The following is a 23,380-nucleotide window of genomic DNA, read 5'->3' as shown; positions in this document are numbered from 1 at the left end:
ATAACGTCTGTTATTTATAATCTTTTTGTTTATAACCGTAATCATTCAAATAACTTTGTTTATCACGCCAGTCTTTTTGTACTTTTACCCATAATTCTAAGTAAATTTTATCATTTAGTAAAGCTTCAATATCTCGTCTTGCTCGTGTTCCGATTTCTTTTAATAATCGTCCGCCTTTTCCAATAATAATTCCTTTTTGACTAGAGCGTTCTACAATGATAGTTGCATAAACATGAATTTTACCTTGTTCATTCCGTTGCATTTGATCTACTACAACAGCAACAGAATGTGGTATTTCTTCTTTTGTTAATTGTAACACTTTTTCTCGAATAAATTCAGCAACTACAAAATATTCTGGGTGATCCGTTACTTGATCAGCTGGATAATATTGCGGTCCCTCTGGCAAGTGATTTTTCAAAATCTCTACCATTTCAGGCACGTTATTACCTTGCAATGCAGAAATTGGAATAATTTGTGCAAAATCCATTTCCGATTTATAGGTATCAATAATATCAAGTAAAGCATCTGGATGTACTAAATCAATTTTATTGATTAACAAATAAATAGGTGCTTTTACTTGTTTTAGACGTTCAATAATATATTTATCTCCTCGTCCAATTGGTTCACTTGCATTAACTAAAAAAAGAACAACTTCAACTTCTTTTAAAGCACTATATGCAGCATCAATCATAAATTCACCTAAAGCATGTTTGGGTTTATGAATACCCGGCGTATCCATAAAAATAATTTGACTTTCTTTATCTGTATAAACACCTTGAATTTTATTTCGTGTTGTTTGTGCTTTATCACTCATAATGGCAATTTTTTGACCAATAATACGATTTAATAGTGTCGATTTCCCGACATTTGGTCTACCAACAATCGCCACAAATCCTGATTTAAACTGCTTTTCTTTCATATACTCTCCTATGTTAATAATTTAGGTAAAAAAATCATAATACCTACAATTGCCGCATAAACAGATGCAATAAGCACTGCTCCTGCCGCAACATCTTTTACCTTTTTTGCCCATTCATAATACTTACCTTCTGTTAAAACATCTACTAATGTTTCAGCTACTGTATTTAAAAGTTCTAAAATCAATACGAGTACAATACAATGTATTAACCATAACCACTCTGATATATTACATTGTAATAAAAATCCTAAAGTAATAACAAAGCACGCTGTAATGACGTGCTTTTGCATATTCTTTTCTTCTTTAAACGCCGTTTTAACACCGTGTAATGCATGACGTAATGACTGTAAAAAATGTTTATTTTTTGTCGTTTGCTTATGCACGCCCATCACGACCTAATCCGTACGTTTTCAAAATTTCTTTTTGTAAACTGAACATTTCAACTTCTTCTTCTGGTGTCATGTGATCATAACCATTCAAGTGTAAAAAGCCGTGTAATGCCAAAAAGCCTAATTCTCTTTCAAAGGAATGTCCTAATTCTTGTGCTTGTTCTCTAGCTCTATCAATGGAAATAATAATATCTCCAATGTGATGTGGAAACATACTATCAATTTTTTCTAAATCAATGGCTACTTCTCCATCTACCTCATCATCTAACGCAAAGCTAATGACATCCGTAGGCATGTCTTTACCTCTATACTCTTTATTTATTTCTTGAATACGTTTATTATCCACAAATGTCACTGAGCATTCTACTTGTTCAGGTAAAGATAAATACTCACTTGTAAAAATGATAATCTCCTCAACTAAATCTGCATGCTCCGAAGAAACCTGATTGGTTTCATCAATCAAATCAATGTTCATTATATTATCCTCTCTATTTTTTTAATTTTGGGTATTCAACTCTTGTATGATAGCTGCTTGATAACCCAGTAATAAGTGAATCTTCTACAATTTTTAATTCTTTCATTGTAATTGGGCAATCATCAAATTGTCCATCTGTTATTCTTGATTGTATCGTTCCTTTGACCAAATCACGAATTGCTTCAAAGCTAGGATTTTTCATTGATCTTGCCGCTGCTTCAACTGTATCAGCAATACTAATCACCGCAGCTTCTTTTGTTGTCGGTCTTGGCCCTGGATAACGAAAATCTTTTTCATCAACAGTATCATCATCTTCTTTAGCAGTCACATAAAAATATTTCATGATTGTTGTACCATGATGTTGTGCACAAATATCAATGATACTTTGTGGCATACCAGCTTCTTTCAACATCTCTACACCGGCTGTAACATGTTCAAAAATAATATCACGGCTTTCTTGAGGTGTTAATAATTTATGCGGATTTTCCATACCACTTGGCAAGTTTTCCACGAAAAACATTGGCTTTTTCAATTTACCAACATCATGATAATAACATGCCACCCTTGTAAATAAGGAATCTCCACCAATCAACTCAACAGCATTGGCACTTAAGTTCGCCACCATAATACTATGATGATATGTTCCCGGTGCTTTAGCAATCAATTCTTTTAACATCGGCTGATTCGGATTGGATAATTCCAACATGCGTAACACAGCTTTATCTTCAAATAAAATATCAAAATACGGCTGCCCAATACGCAAAATACCAATTGTTAAAATCGCATTTAAAATACTGTATAGCATCATTTGAATGAATGTATTTGATGTAATCGCAATATCATGGAAGAATGCTAATGCAATAATAAAACCAACATTCAAAATAAGTAACACAATAAAGTGTTGTAATAATGGTTTTTTACGTTTGCCAGAAACGACAACCGTTGAAAACATTGCAATGAGTGCATAAAATTTCCAAACAAGCTGTGTTTGAATGGTATTGCCTCCATCTCCTAAGAAGAAACACAGTGTCACTAGGAAGCTTACACACAAAATTGCCAAACGACGTTTTGCCTTAGGAATTAAAAACAATGGAATCACACCAATTGGAACAATAAGTGAAAAATATTCTAATCCAGATTTTTGCACTAAATTGGCTACTAGCACAAGTCCAGTTAGCATTACCATAAGTGTTGCGTACATATTCACATATAGATGTCTTTTCGTATTTGTTTTTGCTTGTTTACAAATGAAGTACCACACTAAAGAAAACTGCATCACTAATACAATCGAACAACCAATCAATAATTGATTGTTATAAGTATTATTCGTCATGCCCAATAGTGTTAGTTTTCGATAAGCTGTTGCTCCAATGGCTTCGCCTTCACGTACAATTACTTCACCTTGTGTAATCATAACAGGTAAAACCCCCGCTTTAGCACGTTCACCTTCTAAAATTGTTGCTTCTTTATTCACAACCATTGTTGCGACAATCGCTGGTCTTACTAATTCTGTCACTGTTTCACGTACATCGTCAAAATACGTTAATGTCAATATTTGCGCATTTGCTTGAGATTGTGATTTGGCAATATCCGTCGGATAAATATCTTCTTTTAAAATTTGTTCAACGACCTTTTTTGTCAATGTTTCATACGTTTTATAATCTGTTTCTGAAGCTACTAATAATTTTTTGATTAGTGCCTCTGAAAAACCGTATGCGTAATTATGAATGATTTTGTTTTCATCATTTAAACTTGTAAAAAATCGCGAAATAATATCTGCTGTTTTTTGTGCAATCGGAATGGTTGCATCTGCTGATTGTGCTAATTCTTTTCTGAAATTTGTAATAATTTCAAAAAACTTAGTCACTTCTCCTAGTTTTTTAACAGCAATCGTTTCATCATTTTCATAAATATCTTGCACATTTTTTGCCACGGCTGCTTTTGCTTTATCAGTTGCTTCTATATCTTCAATGGTTTTGTTTGCCCGAATAGTTTGTGTCGCAACCGAATTTAATGTAATGGCTGTTTCTGTAGGTTTAACGATTGGATAACTCATCAAAAGCAAAATAGCTGTCGTCACTAATAACACAAAGGGCACATAAAAACTACCTAATTTTTCATCAAATTGTCGAATAAATTTTTTGAACACCGAATTATCCCTCCTCATACACTACTCTTCTTTCCTTTGATTTTGAGTGCCATACGCTTGAATAATACTTGCTACTAAAGGATGACGCACCACATCATGTTGATCAAACGTCACAAAGCGTATATCTTTCACACTCGCTAATTTTTCTTGTGCATCAATCAATCCACTTTTAACACCTTTGCCCAAATCTATTTGGCTAATATCTCCATTTACAATCATTTTTGATCCAAAACCTAAACGAGTTAAGAACATCTTCATTTGTGCAATCGTTGTATTTTGCGCTTCATCTAAAATAACAAATGAATCTTCTAGTGTTCGTCCTCTCATATAAGCCAAAGGCGCTATTTCAATTACACCTCTATCCATTAAACGTGTGGTTTGCTCCATACCTAACACTTGATATAACGCATCATACACAGGTCTTAAATAAGGATCAACTTTCTCTTTCAAATCTCCAGGTAGAAATCCCAGATTTTCTCCAGCTTCTACGGCAGGTCTTGTTAAAATAATTTTTTTCACATCTCCATTTTTTAAAGCGTTAATTGCCAAAACAACTGCTAAAAATGTTTTACCAGTTCCTGCTGGTCCAATCCCAAAAACAATATCGTATTTTTTAATCGAACGAACATATTGTCTTTGCCCAAAATTTTTAGCACGAATAATATCTCCCTTTGTTGTTTTTCCGACTTCATCGCTATACAACTGTTCAAATGCGTCTAATCTTTGTCTATCTAATAATTTTAATCCTGTCACAACATCTGTTTCAGATAAATGCATTCCTTTTCTAATCAGCCATAATAATTTTTCAAGTAATGAAATTACTTGTTCAACAGATTGTTGTTCTCCTGAAACATGAATAGCTTCGCCTCTAGTAGAAATATCCACACCACAATGCTTTTCAATCATTTCCATAAACTTATGTTCAACACCAAATAAGGCTATTTGCTCATTCATATCTGACACTGTCAGTGTTTCACGAATATGTTCCAATAAGATACCTTCTTTCAAGAATACTTCTCTTTATTTTAACATAAATCATTTAAAATATGAATAAAAACAGCCGTAAACAAGATGTTTACCGCTGTTTTATCATTATTGCAATAACTCTTTCACTAATTTGTTGACAATATTCCCATCAGCTTGACCTTTTAATGTTGCCATTGCTTTTCCCATGACTTTTCCAAAATCACTTGCAGATGTTGCACCAACTTCTTGAATGATTGCCTTTAACACTTCTTTTACTTCATCTTCTGATAACTGTTTTGGCATATATTGTTCCACAACGCCAACTTCAAATTGTGTTTTTTCTGCCAAGTCTGTTCGACCCGCTTTTTCAAATTCACGAATAGAATCTTTTCTTTGTTTTAATTCACGAGATAATATCGTTAAAGCCTCATCATCTGTTAAATCTCTACCTACTTCAATCTGTTCTTTTTGTACAGATGCTTTCAACATGCGAATGACAGATAAACGTTCTTTATCTTTGGCTTTCATTGCTTCTTTCATATCTGTATTTAATTGTTCCATTAGTGTCATATACACACTCCCTTTCTTTTATTTACAAAACAGGCTGAGCGATGCTCAGCCTGTTTTCACTATTATTAGAACTTACGTTTACGTGCTGCTTCAGATTTTTTCTTACGTCTTACACTTGGTTTTTCATAGAATTCACGTTTGCGAACTTCTTGTAGAGTACCAGTTTTTGACACATTACGTTTAAAGCGACGAAGAGCATCATCAAGCGTTTCGTTTTTACGAACAACTGTTTTTGACATAATAGCTTCCCTCCCTCCGAACACTGTGTGTAACGATTCTTTAAATATAAAGTTATCTAATATGTAAAGAAATTGTTCCCATATATTATACTAAACATTCCTAAAAAACGTCAAGTTTTATTTTATAGAAATTCTAATTTTTTTCTTCAACAAGCCATAATAGACTGCTTTTATGAATATATTTCCACCACAAAAACATCGAGTATCTTATCAGAATTTATCAATATTTACATACTCATTTCTATATGCTCTATAACCGACATATTCGTATTCTAATACGCATATTATCTCATTGTAACAAATTCTTCAGAACCTGTAGGATGAATAGCAATGGTATTATCAAAATCTTTTTTGGTTGCTCCCATTTTCATCGCTACGGCAAACCCTTGTATCATTTCATCGACACCATATCCAATACCATGTAACCCTACTACTTTTTCATGTTCACCTTGTGTGATAAGTTTCATTTTTACAACTTGTCTATGGTCGGTCACAGCCGTGTACATAGAAGCAAATTCTGCCGTATATACTTTAATTTCTTCTTTTCCAAATTCATCAATAGCTTGCTTTTCTGTTAAACCAACCGATCCAATGGCAGGATGTGAAAAAATAACAGTTGGAATTAAATGGTAATCTAATTTTTCATTTGTTTTACCATTAAACAATCGTTCTGATAAACGTCTACCTGCAGCAATCGCAACTGGCGTTAAAGCCGGTCTACCTGTCACATCTCCTACCGAATACACACCAGAAACAGTTGTGTTTTGATAATCATCTGTTTTAATAAACCCTAACTCATCTACAACAATATCTGTATTTTCAAGTCCTAATTTATGCGTATTTGGCGTTCTTCCAGTTGCCCAAATCACACGTTCTACATCAATCGCTTGCCCTGTTCTTGTTGTTAGTGTTAATAAACCGTCAAGACGTCTATGTAGAGATTTTGTAATGGCATGTTTATGAAGTACGATACCACTTTTTTCCATTTCAGATACTAAAGTATCCGATAACATATCATCAAAATAACGTAATGGTTTATCTCCTCGAACTAATAAATCAACTTTAACCCCTAAACTATTTAACACACCTGCTAATTCGACCGCAATATACCCTGCACCTACAACAGCAACTGACTTAGGCAATGTCGTCCAACCAAAGAAATCATCCGATGTTTCTCCTAACTCCACACCTTCTACATCAGGCACACTTGGTTTACCTCCCGTTGCAATCAAAATATGTGGTGCTGTATAAAACTCCCCATTCACTTCTACTGTGTGATTGTCAATAAAACTTGCTAATCCATCAATGACTTGAACCCCATTTTTGTCAAAAGTGCGTGTATAAGATGCTCTAGATCTTTCAATGTAGGCATCCCTGTTTTTTAATAAAGTTTCAAAACGAAATGTGTTATCAACTGTAAAGCCATATCCTTTAGCATACAAATTTAATGTGTCCGCTACTTGAGCACCGTACCACATAATTTTTTTAGGTACACATCCAAGATTCACACATGTCCCACCTAAATGACTTTGCTCTATCACAACAACTTTTGCACCATACATAGCAGCACGGTTTGCAGAAGCGATACCTCCACTACCTCCACCAATAACAATATAATCTACTTTATGCATAAACATGTATCTCCTTTGTTTATTCTTCTTCCTTAATTATCCATAAAAACAATAAATTGCCTACTACTTTGCTCAAAAACATAAGACAAATTGTTATATAACACAAATCTCTTTTGTTTTATAACACACGAAAACATTGATTTATTAACGTTTATCTGTTTCTTTTATATTGACTTCTGTTATATAAGATGATACTATTTCCCCAACAAATCAAAAGGAGATATAACTATGAAGAAAAAATTGATGCTATTATTTAGCTTTCTATTTATCTTTACATTAACTGCTTGCTCTCAAAAAACAAATGAAAAAGCAACAGAAACAACTAACAAAGAAAGTGTTTGGGAACGTGTCCAAAAAGCCGGTGTATTAAAAGTGGCTACACCCGGAACACTCTTTCCAACCTCTTACTATAATGACAATAAAGAACTTGTCGGTTATGAAATTGACATGCTAAAAGAAATTGGAAAACGTTTAAACATCAATATTGAATTTGTTGAAATCGGTGTTGCCGAAGCTTTCACATCTGTTGATAGTCAAAAAGTGGATATTGCTGTCAATAATTTTGACACAACGCCTGAACGTTTAAAAAAATATCATTTTTCAATCCCTTATAAATATTCTGTTGGTGGCATGATTGTTAGAGAAGACGGCTCATCAAATATCGGAAAAGCTGATTTAACAGACTGGACTGGAAAAAAAGCCGGTGGTGGTGCAGGAACACAATATATGAAAATCGCCGAAAAACTAGGAGCAGAACCTGTTATTTACGACAATGTAACAAATGATGTTTACTTACGTGATGTGTCTACCGGACGTACCGACTTTATTCCAAATGACTATTACACACAAGTAATCGCTGTAGCTTGGGTAAAACAAAAATTCCCAGATATTAAAGTTAAAATGGGCGATGCAAAATATAATCCAACAGAGCAAGGTATCGTTATGTCAAAAGAAGATACTTCTTTAAAAACAAAACTAGACGAAGTAATTGAAGCCATGAAAAAAGACGGTTCTTTAAAAGCTATTTCCGAAAAATATTATGCAGGTCAAGATTTAACACATCAAGCAGAAGATGTAAAATCACTTCCCGTAGTAGACGTTTCAAAATAAACATATCCCCACTTTTTAAGTGGGGATACTTATTCAGGAGGAATTTCATTGATAAACTGGCAAGCATTTTTTAATGTAGAACTCGCACAAAAAGCTCTCCCTATCATTTTAGAAGGGTTACCCTACACTTTATCTCTATCGCTTATTAGTTTTTTACTAGCAAATATTTTTGGTTTTATAATCGCCTTAATGAAAATGTCCACCTTTACACCTTTACGTTGGATCGCAAACATACATATTTCATTGATGCGAGGCACACCATTGATGGTATTACTTTTTCTCATTTACTTTGGCTTGCCATTTATGAAAATCCAATTTGATGCCATTACAGCTTCTATCATTGCTTTTACAATGATGTCGAGTGCCTACACATCTGAAATTATCCGTGCGGCACTATTGTCGATTGATAAAGGACAATGGGATGCTTCTTATTCATTAGGATTAAATACATGGCAAATCTTTAAAAAAGTCATTATCCCACAAGCAATACGTATTTGCGTGCCGTCTTTGAGTAATGTTTTATTAGATATGGTAAAAGGTACGTCATTAACAGCGATGATTACTGTACCCGATATTTTTAATAAAGCAAAAATTGTTGGAGGAGCTAATTCCGACTATATGACAGCATATATCGTTGTAGCACTAGTTTATTGGGTAATTTGTACTAGTTACGCCATAGGACAAAATTATTTAGAAAAAAGATTTTCCATTTACTAAAAACGAGTTGAAACGATGCTTTAAAACATCATTTCAACTCGTTTTCTTATTTATCAATACCCTTTAGGATTTTGCGATTGCCAACGCCATGTATCTTGGCACATATCATCAATCGTTTTTTCCGTTTGCCAATGCAATTCTTCCAATGCTAATGTTGGATTAGCATAGCATGTGGCAATATCTCCTGCTCTTCGTTCTGAAATTTTAAACGGAATATGAACACCTGATACTCTTTCAAATGCTCGTAACAATTCTAACACACTTGTTCCTTTTCCTGAGCCTAAATTATAAATACGAACACCTGTTTGTGTCATAATTTTTTCTAGTGCTTTCACATGTCCTTTTGCTAAATCGACAACATGGATATAATCTCTGACACCTGTCCCATCAATCGTATCATAGTCATTACCAAATACTGTTAATTCTTTTAATTTCCCTACTGCTACTTGAGAAATATATGGCATTAGATTATTAGGAATACCATTTGGATTTTCACCAATCATGCCCGATTCATGTGCTCCAATCGGATTAAAATAACGCAACAAAGCAACACTAAAGTCACTATCTGATACAGAAACATCTTTTAAAATTTGTTCACACATCACTTTTGTGTATCCGTAAGGATTGGTTGCACTTGTTGGCATTGTTTCAACAAATGGAAATACATTATCTAAACCATATACCGTAGCACTCGAACTAAACACAATGTTTTTCACGCCGTATTTAGACATCACATCGACTAAAGTTAATGTGGATATTAAATTATTTTGATAATACATAATTGGTTTTTGAACAGATTCTCCAACAGCTTTAAAGCCAGCAAAATGAATAACTGCTTCAATTTGTTCTTGTGCAAAAATATAGCTTAATGCTTGTTTATCTGTAACATCTACTTCATAAAAACGTGGTTGCTTCCCTGTAATTTGTGCAATACGTTCTAAAACAACTGGACTACTATTTGAAAAATTATCCACAATGATAACATCTTTTTCTTGCTCTAATAATTCTACTACGGTATGTGAACCGATGTATCCTGCTCCACCTGTGACTAGAATACTCATATTATTTTCTCCTTATTATTCTGGTTGTTGTGTTAATAATTTTGGACCCTCTTTCGTGATCGCCAATGTGTGCTCATACTGACAACTCAATCCGCCATCTTTTGTACGTGCTGTCCATCCATTATCATCCATTTTCATTTGCCATGTTCCCGTATTAACCATTGGCTCGATAGTAATGGTCATACCTTCTTTCAAACGCAATCCTTTTCCTTTTTCACCATAGTGCGGTACTGCCGGTCCTTCATGGATGGTTGGTCCAACACCATGTCCAATAAAATCACGTACGACGCCATAACCATGACTTTCTACATACGTTTGAATGGCATGACCAATATCTCCAATACGATTACCTACTTTAGCTTGTTCGATACCTAAATACATGGCTTGTTTAGTAACTTCCATTAGTTTTTTTATATCCTCTGACACATCACCAACAGCGTAGCACCAACAAGAATCAGAAATCGCTCCATTTAAATCAACACACATATCTACTTTAACAATATCTCCTGATTTTAAAACACGGTGACTAGGTAATCCATGACAAATTTCATCGTTCACACTCGTACACGTCGCAAATTTATACCCTTCATATCCAATTTGAGCAGCAATCCCGCCACCTTTTTCAATGAGTTTATGAACATATTTATCAATGTCTAATGTTGTAATACCCGGCTTAATAAAGTCACGTAGTGCTACGTGAACACTTGCCAATAGAGCACCCGACTTCTCCATTTCTTCAATTTCACGATTTGATTTTAATGTAATCATTTTATTTACCTCTTACTATATAGTGTCCCTTTCATTATATCATGTTATCTTATTCAATCAAATGTTTGTCTATTTTAAAAACAGGTTACTTCACTAATTGGACAAATAAATATTGGCTGACATTTTTATAACGTTGAATAAGCGAATGATTATCAGATAATTCATTTTTAGTTTGATGCACTAAATCTAATTTATCCGTAATAATACCGTCCGTTTGTTCAAATAAATGTCGTCTTATTTCTTTTTTTGTATTAACAGTCCAAACAAACATCTTTTTACTAGAAAAATGTGCTAAATCTTGTACATGATGATTGTAAGAACTTTCTTCTACCACAAGAAAATCAACAGTTGTATCTGGAATGCCACCAAACTGGAATGGAACAATATATCCCACTTTCATATTCGGTGCTTTTTGTTGGAATGTTTCAATTATTTCTTTGTCTAAAGATTGTACAATATAATCTTTTTCAACATCATATCGTTTAAAAATATTTGCGAGTAATGCCAAATAATCTGATTTTTCCTTTCCGTGATGTTTTATTTCAACTACCAATTTTATACCGAGTTGTTTTGCTTTTTCAATGTATTCTTCTAATGATACTAAAGACGAAACATGTATACCGTCTGTGACGGAAACACCATGTATTTCGTCGAATAAACTATCCGAAATTTTTTTATTGAGTTTAGACAGACGTTTTATATTATTATCATGACTAACAATAAAGCGATTATCTTTTGTCAATCTTATATCAATTTCAACATAATCAGCAGATTGTTTTGCAGCATTTTCCAATGCTTCAATGGAATTTTCAACTGCATGTACACTATCTCCTCGGTGTGCAATAACAACTGTTTTATCTTCAAATTGATAGAAAAACATATACACGCAAGTTATTCCATAAATAAAACAAATAATACTAGATAATCCAAAATACTTTATCCAACGCATAATAGGATACTGCTTATATTGTTTGTCTAAATAGTATGTATCTGTCACCAACTCTTTTTTAAACAACACATCAACTAATAATACAGAAATGCAAATTTTGAGTGAAAAATGTAAAAAACAAATAATCAATATACTCAAAGCCAGTATAGTACTACTCATCATCAGTTTTATAAAGGTCATCTCATGTCCAAGCAGCAAAATGCTTTTTTCACTCAAAAAAGCAACACTATGCTGTCCTATTTGAAATACACCCCATATCCATAAATATGGCACGACCACAAAACTACCTTTTGCTTTCGTTAATGCCCAACTTTTAACAAATGATTGTTTTATAGTAAAACGACTTAGTACAAGTAAAGGTAAAGCGTATATAAGCCGAATATGAATATAAATTGACACAAGAAGAAATACAATATATAACAACATAAAGAAAAAATATTTTTGTAATTCTAATGAGATAAAAGTCGGCACAGAAAGTTTATTTAATAAAAAACTATGATACCCTAGCTGTGTAATTGGAATAGCGGATACAAAGTACAGTAATAGCCATATAAATTGTGGAGAAATATCTTCTTTTAAATTTTTTATTGTATGATGAAAAATAGCTCTCAAAGAAAGACTTTTTTGATGTTTGTACGCCATAATACCTAGCATAATAGTAGACAATTCAAAGTAAATACTTATTGTCGCAATCAGTAGTATCACAATCAGCAGTAGCCAAGCTATTGGTGAAAATAAAATATTCGGTATACTATCTAATGTTAAACTTTTTGTACCCACGAATACTAATAACCATTTCAAGCAATATTTCATAATTGAAAAACTGCCAAACAAAATCATAAATTGGGTAAATAAAATAATATTTAAAAATTCACATTTATTTTTTGTCATTAAACGATATGTTTCTTTTATGACCATTTTTTACCCCCTATTGTAAATATTTTTTTAATTGTTGTAGTTCATTTGGCGTTAAGGCTCTATATTCTCCCTCTTTTAGCGAAGAATCTAACACTAACTCTGCAAAGGAAATTCTTGTTAAAGAAATAACCTTCTTTCCTACACTTAAAAACATTTTTTTAATTTGATGAAATTTACCCTCATGTATATCGACCAAAGCTATACTTTTTGTATCACTTGCTTGAATAATAGTCAATGATGCTGATTGACAAGTATATCCGTCTAAAAAAGTAATACCGTTTCGAAACGCAATCACATCTTCTTGCGTCAAGCAAGCATTTACAACAACTTCATAACGTTTGGATACATGATATTTTGGATGTAACATTCTAAATCCTAAAGGACCATTATTTGTGATAAAAACTAAGCCTTTTGTATCTCTATCTAATCGCCCCACTGGATAAAGTCCTATTTTTTTGTCTTTCTCATCAATACAATCAATAACCGTTTGGTGCTTTTTATCAGTCACTGCCGTGACAACACCAATTGGTTTATTTAACATATAGTACGCCTCTTTGGTGTAAATAACACGCTTATTTTGTACATATATATTTTGTATCATTGGACTAACATTTGTATTACCCAACGTAACAATCTCTTCGTCAACACGAACTTGTCTAGCCGAAAGTATTTTTTTAACGAATCCTCTTGAACCGTAACCTAATTCAAATAATAATTTATCTAATCTCATATCTTTTCCTTATCATCTTTAAACTCATGTGTATCATAACACAAATTCAAGCAAATTTCTTTGTCATTCTTTTATTTTATGGCATACTATTATTATCTAAAATAAAGAGGTGTCTTATGGAACAATTTAAACAAGATATTGCTGTTTTAACAGAAACAACTGTTTCACGTGCAATTGAAGCAATTCAAAATAAAGAAGATGAAACATTTTTCATTGGTCGTGGTACTTGCCCATATTGTCGTAAATTCGCAACAAAATTATCACATGTTGTCAAAGAAACAGGTGCTAAAGTCTACTTCATTAACAGTGAAGAACCAAGTGAGTTGGAAGCATTAAAAGCATTCCGTGACAAATACAATATGCCAACAGTACCTGCATTTTTACATGTACATGGAGAAGATGTATTTGTTAAATGCGATTCTTCAATGAGCGAAGAAGAAATCAAAACATTTATGCACGCATAAAACAAAAATAAAGAGCATGAATAGCTAAAACGATTCATGCTCTTTATTTTATTATTTGTCATATTTATATAGTTGATACGTTTCAATAATAGACACAATTTTTTCTGCATATTGAGGATCTGTCGCATAGCCTCCCTCAACAAGTGCTAACGCTGCTTGTTTATAATTTTTTGCTTCAATCACCGCTTTATATTGTGCTTCATTCCAACTCGTTCCTTTATGTAATAATCGCCCGTGTTGCTCAATAGACTCTTTCCAGCTAGGGTATACTTTAAAATAAGCATGAACCGTATGCCATTGCCCATTATAAAATTCTTTAGTTGGCAATGCAACACCATCGTATTGACTACCTTTTACACCAAATAAATTATAATATTTTGATGCTAATTGACTACGTCCATATTCTGATTCTAACCCTGCTTGTGCCATTGTAATGCTAGATAAAACACCATATTTTTCTTGATTTTCTTGTGCAGATACTGCTATTTTTGAAAAAAAATCTATTTTTTCTTGCTCTGCAATTCCGGTATGATTTGCTTGGTTTTCCTCTTGCTTTGAATGTGATTGCGCCAATATCAATAAAACAACTAAAAAGGACGCTATAATCATCAAACTCATTCCAAAAGCACGTGATACCACTATTTTATATTTTCTTTTCATCAATGTATTATCTCCTATCTTGTAAAGAATACACCTTCGTGTATCTTTTTTCAACACAAACCTTTTAAAACATGTTACACTATACTAATGATTGGAGGTAACTATGATAAAATTAATTGTTTCTGATATGGACGGCACTTTATTAGATAACACATTAAATGTTACAAAAGAAAATAAAGATGCCATTTTATACACAACTAAAAAGGGAATTCCCTTTGTCATCGCAACCGGTCGTCATCTCAATGAAGCATTACCAGCTTTAAAAGCTGCTGATTTACATTGCCCGATTATTTCTGCAAATGGTGCAGCCATTTATAACGAGCATCAAGAATTGATAAAAGTCAACGCCATATCGCCTAATAATGTCTTAGCAGTTCTAGAAATTGCAGAAAAATATGATACATTATTCATCGAATTGATGATGTTGTCAGGTATTTTATCAGATCAACCTAAAAAGCGGGAAATGATGATGAAAACATTTATCTCTGGACGTTTACACAATGGTACACCTGAAGAAATTGAATTGGCTGTTAAAGAAAAATTAAAAGAATTTCCCGTATCTTATGTTTCATCATTACAACAATTTATTAAAGAAGAAAAGACAGATAAAGTATTAAAAATTTTTGTTTGTAATACAGTACAAAACGAACAATTAGATGCGTTTAGACAAGACATCTCTCAGCTAAGCGATGTATCTATTACATCATCACATCCTGAAAATATTGAAATCAATAGTCTTTATGCTCAAAAAGGCATTGCTGTAAAAGATATGGCAAGACAAATGAATATTTCACTTGAAGATGTTTTTGCAATCGGCGATAATATGAATGACTATTCTATGATTTCTGTTGTAGGATATGGTGTTGCTATGGGGAATGCTGTACCAAATTTAAAGAAAGCCGCACGTTATGTCACAGATAAAAATTTTGAAAGTGGTGTTGCAAAAGCCATTTATCATTTTGTAAATGAGGAGAACTTAGCATGACAAAAAAGACATCATTAAGAACATACATTAAACATTTTAATAAAGAAGTCCTTAAATTAAGTTGGATTTATATTTTAGCGATTAGTCTATTACTCATTGTTCTTGTACAACTTTACCGTACGTCAACATCAGCTAGCAGTGTCAATCAACCAACTACAATGCAAAAACTTGAACAAGAAATCCAAACATTAAAACAAACTGTTCAAACACAAGAAATGCAAATTCAACAATTACAAAACGATATTGAACACTTCATCAATAAATAAATATATAACCATACATGAGAAATACCTTTTTATTTTAATCATACAACATCATTCTCATGGCAGAAAAAAGGAACGAAAAAGGTGGTGAATGGCTCCATCTTTTTCGTTCCTTTTTTCTCCACCAACACAACTTAACGAATAGCCATTAAAACTCTATAATAAATCGTATTAGTGGAGGACATTCTCCAACAGATTGGAAGAAGAACCATATAAAAAAACTTGGTACGTGTACCAAGTTTTTTAGCCTATACCTATATAATGTGATACTACGCAGATAGCTTTCTTTTTTTCTTGATTGCTTTAATAATTTTTAAAGCACGTTCTCTCGTTTTTTTATTTGGACTTTTTAATCTGCGATACGCACTTGAAATATCTTGTTTTTCCATATCCTCGTCTTCTTTCTTCGTTCTTAGTATATTACCAACTTGCTTTTTTCACGCCTACAAGCTGACCTTTTAAAGCTAATTCTCTAAAGTTCACACGTGATAAACCAAATTTTCTCATATAGCCTCTTGGACGTCCGTCTAATAAATCTCTATTTTTATAGCGAATTGGATTAGCATTTTTCGGTAATTTTCTTAAACCTTCTATATCGCCTTTTGCTTTTAATTCTTTTCGAATAGATGCATATTTTTCAATGAGTTCTCTTTGCTTCATCGCTTTTATTATTTTTGATTTTTTGGCCATTTTACCTCCTAATTACCTTAAATAGTAATAATTACGTTTTATTATAAAGTATCGTATTCTAAATTGCAAGTAAAAATATTATTTTAGATACACTAAAAAACACGTTGATAACCAACGTGCTTCTCTTATTTTATTAAATTGTATCAATAAAAATTTTTAATCTATTCATTGCTTCTTGTAATTCTTCAATAGAATACGCATAAGAAATACGGACAAATCCCTCTCCGCCTTCTCCAAAAGCTGATCCTGGTACAATCGCTAATTTATGTTCTCTTAATAATCTTTCACAAAAATCATTTGAACTTAAACCAAATTTTTTGATATTTAAAAAGACATAGAATGCACCCTCTGGTTCAAAGCACTCTAAATTCATTGATTCAAACATACTTAATAAATAACGTCTACGTTGATTATAGGATGTACGCATATATTCTATTTCATCATCACAATCAGATATTGCCACAATACCTGCATACTGTCCTACAGTTGAAGGAGCAATCACAGTGTACTGATGAATTTTTATCATTTCGTTAATGACAATGGCTGGTCCTAAAGCATATCCTAAACGCCAACCTGTCATGGCAAAAGCTTTTGAAAAACCATTTAATACAATAGTTCTTTCTTTCATACCTTCAATATTCGCAATACTATAATGCGGAGTATCTGTATAGGTTAATTCACTGTATATTTCATCACTTAATACAAAAATATCATGCTTTTTAATTACTTCAGCAATTTTTTCTAAATCTTCTTTTTCCATAATCGCCCCAGTTGGATTATTTGGATAAGAAATAATAACCATTTTTGTTTTAGGTGTAATGGCAGCTTCTAATTTTTCAGGAGTTAGACGAAATTTTTCTTTTTCATCTAAAGAAATGAGTACGGGTACTCCTCCTGCTAAAGTAATGGTTGGTATATAAGATACATAAGATGGATCTAATACAATAACTTCATCTCCATTATCTATCATCGTACGGAGTGCTAAATCAATCCCCTCACTACAGCCTACAGTCACAATAATTTCATCTTTCGGATCATAATCTAATTGATATTTTCGTTTGTTAAAATCGGCAATGCCTACTCGTAAATCATACAAGCCTGCATTTGGCGAATAAAAGGTACTCCCTTGTCGCAATTTCGTAATCGCTTCTTCTCTAACATGCCAAGGTGTATCAAAATCAGGCTCCCCAACACCTAAAGAAATGACATCTTCAATCGTTGCTGCTATTTCAAAAAAGCGACGAATACCCGAAGATGTTAAAGAGGTTACTTTTTTGTTTAACGGGTTTCTCATTGACTTACCACCATTCGTTGATCTTTTTTGTTTTGGAAAAGAATTTTATTATGGTCTTTGTAACGTACCAATACAATATGTGTTGCCGTACTCACAACATCATCTAACACAGCTAGTTGGTTGACAAACTTCGCAATAGATTTCATTGGTGCTTTTCTTAAAATCACTAAGAAATCATAACTTCCTGACATTAAATACAGTGCTTCTACTTCTGGATAACGGTAAATTTGTTCTGCAATATCATCAAATCCACTACCTTTTTGTGGTGTTACTTTTAATTCAATAACGGCAGATACATCATGATCATTTGTTTTATCCCAATTAACAAGTGCTTGATAGCCACAAATAATACCTTCTTTTTCTAATGCTTTCACAATCTCTTTTACAGTATCGACACTTTCACCTACTAATGCTGCCAATTCTTCGTATGTTAATCTACCATTATTTTCTAATAAAGCTAGAATTTGCTCTTTTATCTTATCCATACGCCATTCTCCTTTAATTGTTCAATATAATTTTGTATTTTTTTCGTCCCAATAGCTTTTTCAATTTGAGATACCGTCTGCGGTGTTATATCAACGCGATAAGCAACATTTGTTTGATTGTCAATAGCAGATACAACCATTAACCCGTCCTCATACATACATTCTACCGAATGACAAAAGGTACGAAAAACATCTAGTAATTCAGAAACACAATAAGCACGTAATCGTTTATAAGAATCCACTATTTCTACGGGAATGTAGTAGCCATCTACTAACTCTAGTGGTTCTGATTTTATAATTGCTTTCTTCTTTTTTGTAGCCATGTTTGTACTTCCTTTATTCCTAGTCCCTTCTATTTTATACTGTTTGTGTCTAAATTGCTACTAGAAAAAAAGGACTTCCTCCCCTATAATAAAAACGGAGGCTAAATTATGTTAAAAAATTATAAAACACTTTTATTTGATATAGATGATACTTTATTAGATTTTAAAAAGGCTGAACATATTGCTTTTAAACAATTATTAGCACATCACAATATCGACTATACGGACACAACATTTCAACTTTATTTATCTATCAATGAACCATTATGGAAAGATTATGAATTAGGCAAACTAGATAGAGCCACTGTTTTATCAAGTCGTTTTGAACAATTTTTTGCACACTATCAACTCTCTGTATCTGGAAAAGAATGCGATATATTATATCGTTCCTATTTAACAATAGGCAATCAACTACTAGACGGGGCTTTAGAATTAATTGATACCGTATCAAAAACACATCAACTTGCTATTGTTACCAATGGTGTCTATGACACACAAATGGCTCGTTTGAAAAACAATGGATTATTGCCTTACTTTAAACATATTTTTGTATCAGACAAAGTTGGATTTCAAAAACCCGACAAACGTTTCTTTGATACAATATGGCAAGAGATGAACATTACTGATACATCATCCGTTTTAATCATCGGTGATTCATTAGGAGCAGATATAAAAGGTGGACAAAATACCGGAATTGATACATGTTGGATTAACCCAACACATCAACCTAATACATTGGCACACCCTATTACTTATACAGTTGATGCATTACAAGATTTATACACCTTATTTTAACTACATATATTAAAAGAAGCAGTATCCTAACATTTTTAGATATTAGGATATCGCTTCTTTTCTGTTAATATCATTGTATGTTTTAAATATACTTAATGAATGTAAAAGATGTATAGCCTATTTCTTATTTGAATCTAAATTCTCTACAGACTATCTATATTATCGAATATATACATCAAAATGATTACCTACGGTTCCTCGATCATACACTTTTCCTTTTGCACCAAATGGTGTATCAATTACTGTCCCAATAGGTGCATTATTTGCTAAAACAATATAACCATCTCCGTCAACAACATATCCATTCGCATTGACATGACGCCCTGGGATGCGCAATCCGCCTCCTGGTAAGACTGATTGTGAATAATATGTAAATTTATAACCACTCCAGTTAATAATTCCTAAAAACATAAATTGATTTAATGAATAACTTGCTGGAGTTAAAACGGGATTTTCAACAAATTTTACTTGTTCAATCTCTTCCCCTGTATTTAAATCATATATTTTATTATAATCTTCTCTTTCAATCGTTAATTGTGTTTCGTCTTCATTCAGTGTTAAAACAGTCCCAATTTTTAGTAATTGTCCATCCGACACATCATTCAAACGTAATAATTGGTAAAAAGGAATATTTGTTGCCCATGAAATACCAAATAGTGTATCTCCAAATTGAACGGTATATTGTTTCATTCCTTCGTTTGTTTTTTGGATACTTTGTCTAATGTGTTGAATACTTCTTGGTTCCCATAATTTAACAGTCGATTCTGCATGTACTGTTACTGACTGTGGTATAAACATTGCTGTCATTGTTAGTACCGTCATCGCTACTGCTGTTTTTGATAACATCTTTTTATATAAATTTTTTAAATGCATGATATAATCTCCATTTCTTTTTGAAACCGAAACATTCTTCGATGTTTTGATTTCATTTTTACTTATTTGCTCTTTTTATCTTTTATTTAGCAAATAATGTTTTGTATTTTAACTATACAAAAATTAGTGATGTTCTAATCACCTTGTCATGCTAGCACAAAAAGTTTTTCGTTTAAAACAAGAAAACGTTTTCTTTTATATATCTTTAATATCTCTGTTACATAAATTTTCCGATGTTACACGTTTGTTATTTTTGTCATGATTTTGTTACAAAAAAAGAAAATTCCCACATGCCATTAAAATTCATCAAAAAAGCAAAATAAAAACCCCATTTCATAAAGTTTTTCACTCTTAAAATGGGATTTCTTTAAATGAATGACGACATTTTGAACAAATGTATTTCGACACATTAAATCGTCGTTGTCGATAAATCACTTGTTGGCAACCGGTACATTGATAAGTATATTTTGGTTGTTTTTGATTGACATTTTTGACGTAGCGACTGCCACCAACTTGTTTTAATAATTGTTTAAAATCTTTGTCTTGATGCTTATATCCTAAACCTTGTAAATGTAGATGATAATGACATAATTCGTGCTTAATAACACCAATCAATTCATCTTTTCCAAATATAACTACTATTTTGGGATTAAAATCTAAATTGTGTGTTTTAAGATGATACCTACCACCCGTTGTTTTTAATCGAGGGTTAAAAATTGCTTGATGAACAAATGGCTGTTTAAAAAATGTTAAAGAGATACATTCAACAAGTTTTTGTAGTTCCTCATTTGTCATCTAAAGGTACCATACTTAAAGAAATTCTGTTTTTTACTATATCGACGGCATCAATCCATACCGTTACTATATCACCAACAGACACAATATCGCTGGCAGATTTTACAAATTTTTGACTCATTTTAGATAGATGAACAAGCCCATCTTGTTTTACACCAATATCTACAAAAGCCCCAAAATCAACAACATTTCGAACTGTACCCTCTAGTGACATGCCGACTTTTAAATCTTCCATTGTCATGACATCACTTCTTAAAATTGGTGCGGGTATATCATCACGCATATCTCTACCCGGCTTTTGTAGTGCTTCTAAAATATCTGTGACGGTTTCTTGTCCTAATCCTGTTAGATGTGTTGCTTTTTCAACATCAATCGTTTTTAAAACATCTGTTGTTTCTTCTTGTCCAAGAGCATCTATTTGAATGTTAAATGCATGCAATAATGCTTTGGTTTCTGTATAAGATTCTGGGTGTATTGGCGTATTATCCAATATCGTTTCTCCACCAACCACTCGTAAAAATCCTGCTGCTTGTTCAAAAGCTTTATCACCTAGTCTAGCAACTTTTTTTAGTTCAAAACGATTTTTAAAGGCACCATGCTCATCACGATAAGCAACAATATTATTCGCAATCGTTTTATTCATACCGGCAACATATTGTAATAAAGATGCACTCGCTGTATTTAAATTAACACCTACTTGGTTCACAACTGTTTCAACAATAAAATCTAGTTGATTTGTTAGTTGTTTTTGTGAAACATCATGTTGATATTGCCCAACTCCTACAGATTTAGGATCAATTTTTACTAATTCCGCCAATGGATCTTGTAAACGACGTGCAATACTCACGGCACTGCGTTCTTCTACTTGATAATCTGGAAACTCCAATCTCGCAATATCACTTGCAGAGTAAACAGATGCGCCTGCTTCATTCACAATGACATAGTGTACTGGACGATTTAACTGTTTAATCTGAGTAGCAACAAATTGTTCAGATTCACGACTAGCTGTTCCATTCCCAATCGCAATCATCGTAACATGATACATTTCTAATAAGTCGCAGAAAATTTTTCCAGCTTCTTGTCGTTTATATTCTGGAGCTGGTTTATGAGGATAAATCACGCTTTTTGCCAGTACACGTCCTGTTTCATCAATAATCGCTAATTTGCATCCTGTTCGATAGGCTGGGTCTAATCCTAAAATAACACGTTCTTTCATTGGTGGTTGTAACAATAAATTTTTTAAGTTTTCACCAAATACTTGAATAGCTTGTGTATCTGCTATTTCTGTTAATTCATTACGAATATCTCGTTCAATACTTGGTGCAATAAAACGTTTATAAGCATCTTCGATTGCTTTTCTTATATATTCAGCAGTAACATTATTAGGGTATTTGATAAGCTGTTTTTCCAAATACTCCATAATTTTCTGCGTATCAATAGTCACATCTACTTTTAAAACATCTTCCTTTTCTCCACGATTTAATGCTAAAACACGATGCGGACGTATTTTAGTAACCAATTCTTGAAACTCATAATACATTTCATAAACATGTTTTTCATCTTTACTCTCATCTTTTACAGTAGACACAATAGAACCATATTTAAATGTATATTGTCTAATCCATTCACGATACTTTGCTGTATCGCTAATTGTTTCTGCTATAATTTCATGTGCTCCTATTAAAGCATCTTCTATCGTTTCTACTTCTTCAGATAAAAATTGACACGCTTTTTCATCAATATCAGCATCTTTAGGGCTAGACAATATCCATAAAGCGAATGGCTCTAATCCCTTTTCTTTAGCGATTGTTGCTTTTGTACGTCTTTTTTGTTTAAAAGGTCGATATATATCTTCTAATTGTTGCATTTTTTCTGCTTTTTGAATAGCTTGTTCTAATTCAGGTGTTAGTTTGCCTTGTTCTTCAATCAATCTTTGTACTTCTTCTTTACGTTTTAATAAATTTTCTAAATAATGATGTACGTCTTCGATTTCTCTAATTTGTACTTCGTCTAATGCTCCAGTCATTTCTTTACGATAGCGTGCAATGAACGGAACTGTATTACCCTCTTTTAATAATGATAATACTGTTTGAATTTGATTTGCTTTAAATTGCGGTAATTTTTTAACTGTTAATGAAAATACTTTTTCTTCCATAGCGTTC

General features: G+C 32.7%; 27 protein-coding genes. 6 read left to right on the top strand and 21 right to left on the bottom strand.

All coding sequences use genetic code 11. The features are described from left to right. Positions 1 to 10: 10 nt before the first annotated feature. The 8 genes from era to gorA form a co-directional block, all read right to left on the bottom strand. On the bottom strand, positions 11 to 919 hold the full coding sequence (gene era / locus GMA11_RS01580) for a GTPase Era (protein WP_163545457.1): 909 nt from the start codon (positions 917 to 919) through the stop codon (positions 11 to 13). A gap of 8 nt (positions 920 to 927) precedes the next feature. Beyond that, positions 928 to 1,308 carry a diacylglycerol kinase family protein gene (locus tag GMA11_RS01575; RefSeq protein WP_163545456.1) on the bottom strand — a complete coding sequence of 127 codons (381 nt, stop codon included), beginning with the start codon at positions 1,306 to 1,308 and terminating at the stop codon, positions 928 to 930. After that, positions 1,295 to 1,783, bottom strand: a complete 489-nt coding sequence (gene ybeY / locus GMA11_RS01570; RefSeq protein WP_163545455.1) for an rRNA maturation RNase YbeY — start codon at positions 1,781 to 1,783, stop codon at positions 1,295 to 1,297. Before ybeY ends, GMA11_RS01575 begins: the two co-directional genes overlap by 14 nt. A gap of 13 nt (positions 1,784 to 1,796) precedes the next feature. Continuing rightward, positions 1,797 to 3,932 (bottom strand): HD family phosphohydrolase, encoded by a 2,136-nt coding sequence (locus tag GMA11_RS01565; protein WP_163545454.1) that lies wholly within the window; start codon positions 3,930 to 3,932, stop codon positions 1,797 to 1,799. A gap of 21 nt (positions 3,933 to 3,953) precedes the next feature. Beyond that, complete coding sequence (locus tag GMA11_RS01560; protein WP_163545524.1) at positions 3,954 to 4,886, bottom strand: PhoH family protein; 933 nt, start codon at positions 4,884 to 4,886, stop codon at positions 3,954 to 3,956. A gap of 138 nt (positions 4,887 to 5,024) precedes the next feature. Next, on the bottom strand, positions 5,025 to 5,468 hold the full coding sequence (locus tag GMA11_RS01555) for a GatB/YqeY domain-containing protein (RefSeq protein ID WP_163545453.1): 444 nt from the start codon (positions 5,466 to 5,468) through the stop codon (positions 5,025 to 5,027). A 65-nt stretch (positions 5,469 to 5,533) separates the two neighbouring features. After that, positions 5,534 to 5,707, bottom strand: a complete 174-nt coding sequence (rpsU, locus tag GMA11_RS01550; protein ID WP_135125629.1) for a 30S ribosomal protein S21 — start codon at positions 5,705 to 5,707, stop codon at positions 5,534 to 5,536. Positions 5,708 to 5,991: 284 nt separating this feature from the next. Then, positions 5,992 to 7,338: a glutathione-disulfide reductase gene (gene gorA, locus GMA11_RS01545; protein WP_163545452.1), complete on the bottom strand. Its 1,347-nt coding sequence runs from the start codon at positions 7,336 to 7,338 to the stop codon at positions 5,992 to 5,994. A gap of 228 nt (positions 7,339 to 7,566) precedes the next feature. Between gorA and GMA11_RS01540 the strand changes: the two genes are divergently transcribed. Together GMA11_RS01540 and GMA11_RS01535 are read left to right on the top strand one after the other, a co-directional pair. Continuing rightward, a complete protein-coding gene (locus GMA11_RS01540) occupies positions 7,567 to 8,448 on the top strand; it encodes a transporter substrate-binding domain-containing protein (protein WP_163545451.1) in 882 nt (293 codons plus the stop codon). 48 nt (positions 8,449 to 8,496) lie between these two features. Further along, positions 8,497 to 9,165, top strand: coding sequence for an amino acid ABC transporter permease (locus GMA11_RS01535; protein WP_163545450.1), 669 nt, complete (start codon positions 8,497 to 8,499; stop codon positions 9,163 to 9,165). A gap of 53 nt (positions 9,166 to 9,218) precedes the next feature. Here the strand turns inward: GMA11_RS01535 and galE are convergent, their stop codons facing one another. The 4 genes from galE to GMA11_RS01515 all read right to left on the bottom strand — a co-directional run bounded on the left by galE (position 9,219) and on the right by GMA11_RS01515 (position 13,591). Then, positions 9,219 to 10,226: a UDP-glucose 4-epimerase GalE gene (gene galE / locus GMA11_RS01530; protein ID WP_163545449.1), complete on the bottom strand. Its 1,008-nt coding sequence runs from the start codon at positions 10,224 to 10,226 to the stop codon at positions 9,219 to 9,221. A 15-nt stretch (positions 10,227 to 10,241) separates the two neighbouring features. Then, positions 10,242 to 10,994 carry a type I methionyl aminopeptidase gene (gene map, locus GMA11_RS01525; RefSeq protein WP_163545448.1) on the bottom strand — a complete coding sequence of 251 codons (753 nt, stop codon included), beginning with the start codon at positions 10,992 to 10,994 and terminating at the stop codon, positions 10,242 to 10,244. Positions 10,995 to 11,079: 85 nt separating this feature from the next. Next, complete coding sequence (locus GMA11_RS01520) at positions 11,080 to 12,861, bottom strand: glycerophosphodiester phosphodiesterase (RefSeq protein WP_163545447.1); 1,782 nt, start codon at positions 12,859 to 12,861, stop codon at positions 11,080 to 11,082. A gap of 10 nt (positions 12,862 to 12,871) precedes the next feature. Further along, positions 12,872 to 13,591, bottom strand: a complete 720-nt coding sequence (locus tag GMA11_RS01515) for a 16S rRNA pseudouridine(516) synthase (RefSeq protein WP_163545446.1) — start codon at positions 13,589 to 13,591, stop codon at positions 12,872 to 12,874. Between the two features lie 116 nt (positions 13,592 to 13,707). Here GMA11_RS01515 and GMA11_RS01510 point away from each other — a divergent pair, with 116 nt between their 5' ends. Beyond that, positions 13,708 to 14,055 (top strand): conjugal transfer protein TraF, encoded by a 348-nt coding sequence (locus tag GMA11_RS01510; RefSeq protein WP_163545445.1) that lies wholly within the window; start codon positions 13,708 to 13,710, stop codon positions 14,053 to 14,055. 51 nt (positions 14,056 to 14,106) lie between these two features. Here the strand turns inward: GMA11_RS01510 and GMA11_RS01505 are convergent, their stop codons facing one another. Then, complete coding sequence (locus GMA11_RS01505; protein ID WP_205426210.1) at positions 14,107 to 14,715, bottom strand: glycoside hydrolase family 73 protein; 609 nt, start codon at positions 14,713 to 14,715, stop codon at positions 14,107 to 14,109. A gap of 103 nt (positions 14,716 to 14,818) precedes the next feature. Here GMA11_RS01505 and GMA11_RS01500 point away from each other — a divergent pair, with 103 nt between their 5' ends. Further along, positions 14,819 to 15,700, top strand: a complete 882-nt coding sequence (locus tag GMA11_RS01500) for a Cof-type HAD-IIB family hydrolase (RefSeq protein ID WP_163545443.1) — start codon at positions 14,819 to 14,821, stop codon at positions 15,698 to 15,700. Next, entirely contained in the window at positions 15,697 to 15,966 is a 270-nt protein-coding gene (locus tag GMA11_RS01495) for a hypothetical protein (RefSeq protein WP_163545442.1), read from the top strand. The genes GMA11_RS01500 and GMA11_RS01495 overlap by 4 nt, the downstream gene beginning before the upstream one ends. A gap of 266 nt (positions 15,967 to 16,232) precedes the next feature. Here the strand turns inward: GMA11_RS01495 and GMA11_RS01490 are convergent, their stop codons facing one another. From GMA11_RS01490 to GMA11_RS01470, 5 genes are all read right to left on the bottom strand, one after another. Further along, positions 16,233 to 16,352, bottom strand: coding sequence for a putative metal homeostasis protein (locus GMA11_RS01490; protein WP_163545441.1), 120 nt, complete (start codon positions 16,350 to 16,352; stop codon positions 16,233 to 16,235). Positions 16,353 to 16,383: 31 nt separating this feature from the next. Beyond that, positions 16,384 to 16,653: a 30S ribosomal protein S14 gene (gene rpsN, locus GMA11_RS01485; RefSeq protein ID WP_163545440.1), complete on the bottom strand. Its 270-nt coding sequence runs from the start codon at positions 16,651 to 16,653 to the stop codon at positions 16,384 to 16,386. Positions 16,654 to 16,786: 133 nt separating this feature from the next. Beyond that, positions 16,787 to 17,947, bottom strand: coding sequence for a pyridoxal phosphate-dependent aminotransferase (locus tag GMA11_RS01480; RefSeq protein WP_163545439.1), 1,161 nt, complete (start codon positions 17,945 to 17,947; stop codon positions 16,787 to 16,789). Then, on the bottom strand, positions 17,944 to 18,432 hold the full coding sequence (locus GMA11_RS01475) for an Lrp/AsnC family transcriptional regulator (protein ID WP_205422852.1): 489 nt from the start codon (positions 18,430 to 18,432) through the stop codon (positions 17,944 to 17,946). Before GMA11_RS01475 ends, GMA11_RS01480 begins: the two co-directional genes overlap by 4 nt. Further along, positions 18,420 to 18,755 carry a hypothetical protein gene (locus GMA11_RS01470; RefSeq protein ID WP_163545438.1) on the bottom strand — a complete coding sequence of 112 codons (336 nt, stop codon included), beginning with the start codon at positions 18,753 to 18,755 and terminating at the stop codon, positions 18,420 to 18,422. Before GMA11_RS01470 ends, GMA11_RS01475 begins: the two co-directional genes overlap by 13 nt. Before the next feature lie 108 nt (positions 18,756 to 18,863). On the opposite strand from GMA11_RS01470, the gene GMA11_RS01465 reads away from it, so the two are divergent. Beyond that, a complete protein-coding gene (locus GMA11_RS01465; RefSeq protein WP_205422851.1) occupies positions 18,864 to 19,550 on the top strand; it encodes a YjjG family noncanonical pyrimidine nucleotidase in 687 nt (228 codons plus the stop codon). A gap of 159 nt (positions 19,551 to 19,709) precedes the next feature. On the opposite strand, the gene GMA11_RS01460 is transcribed toward GMA11_RS01465, so the two are convergent. From GMA11_RS01460 to GMA11_RS01450, 3 genes are all read right to left on the bottom strand, one after another. Continuing rightward, positions 19,710 to 20,423 (bottom strand): LysM domain-containing protein, encoded by a 714-nt coding sequence (locus GMA11_RS01460; RefSeq protein ID WP_163545437.1) that lies wholly within the window; start codon positions 20,421 to 20,423, stop codon positions 19,710 to 19,712. A gap of 351 nt (positions 20,424 to 20,774) precedes the next feature. Continuing rightward, the gene (locus GMA11_RS01455) at positions 20,775 to 21,218 is read right to left on the bottom strand and encodes a SprT family protein (RefSeq protein ID WP_163545436.1); all 444 of its coding nucleotides are present in this window, start codon (positions 21,216 to 21,218) and stop codon (positions 20,775 to 20,777) included. After that, complete coding sequence (locus tag GMA11_RS01450; RefSeq protein WP_163545435.1) at positions 21,208 to 23,373, bottom strand: Tex family protein; 2,166 nt, start codon at positions 23,371 to 23,373, stop codon at positions 21,208 to 21,210. The genes GMA11_RS01455 and GMA11_RS01450 overlap by 11 nt, the downstream gene beginning before the upstream one ends. Between the last annotated feature and the right edge of the window lie 7 nt (positions 23,374 to 23,380).

This window comes from Granulicatella sp. zg-ZJ, from assembly GCF_010892355.1.
GTDB lineage: Bacteria > Bacillota > Bacilli > Lactobacillales > Aerococcaceae > WM01.
This window is presented reverse-complemented; position numbering and strand designations above follow the sequence as displayed.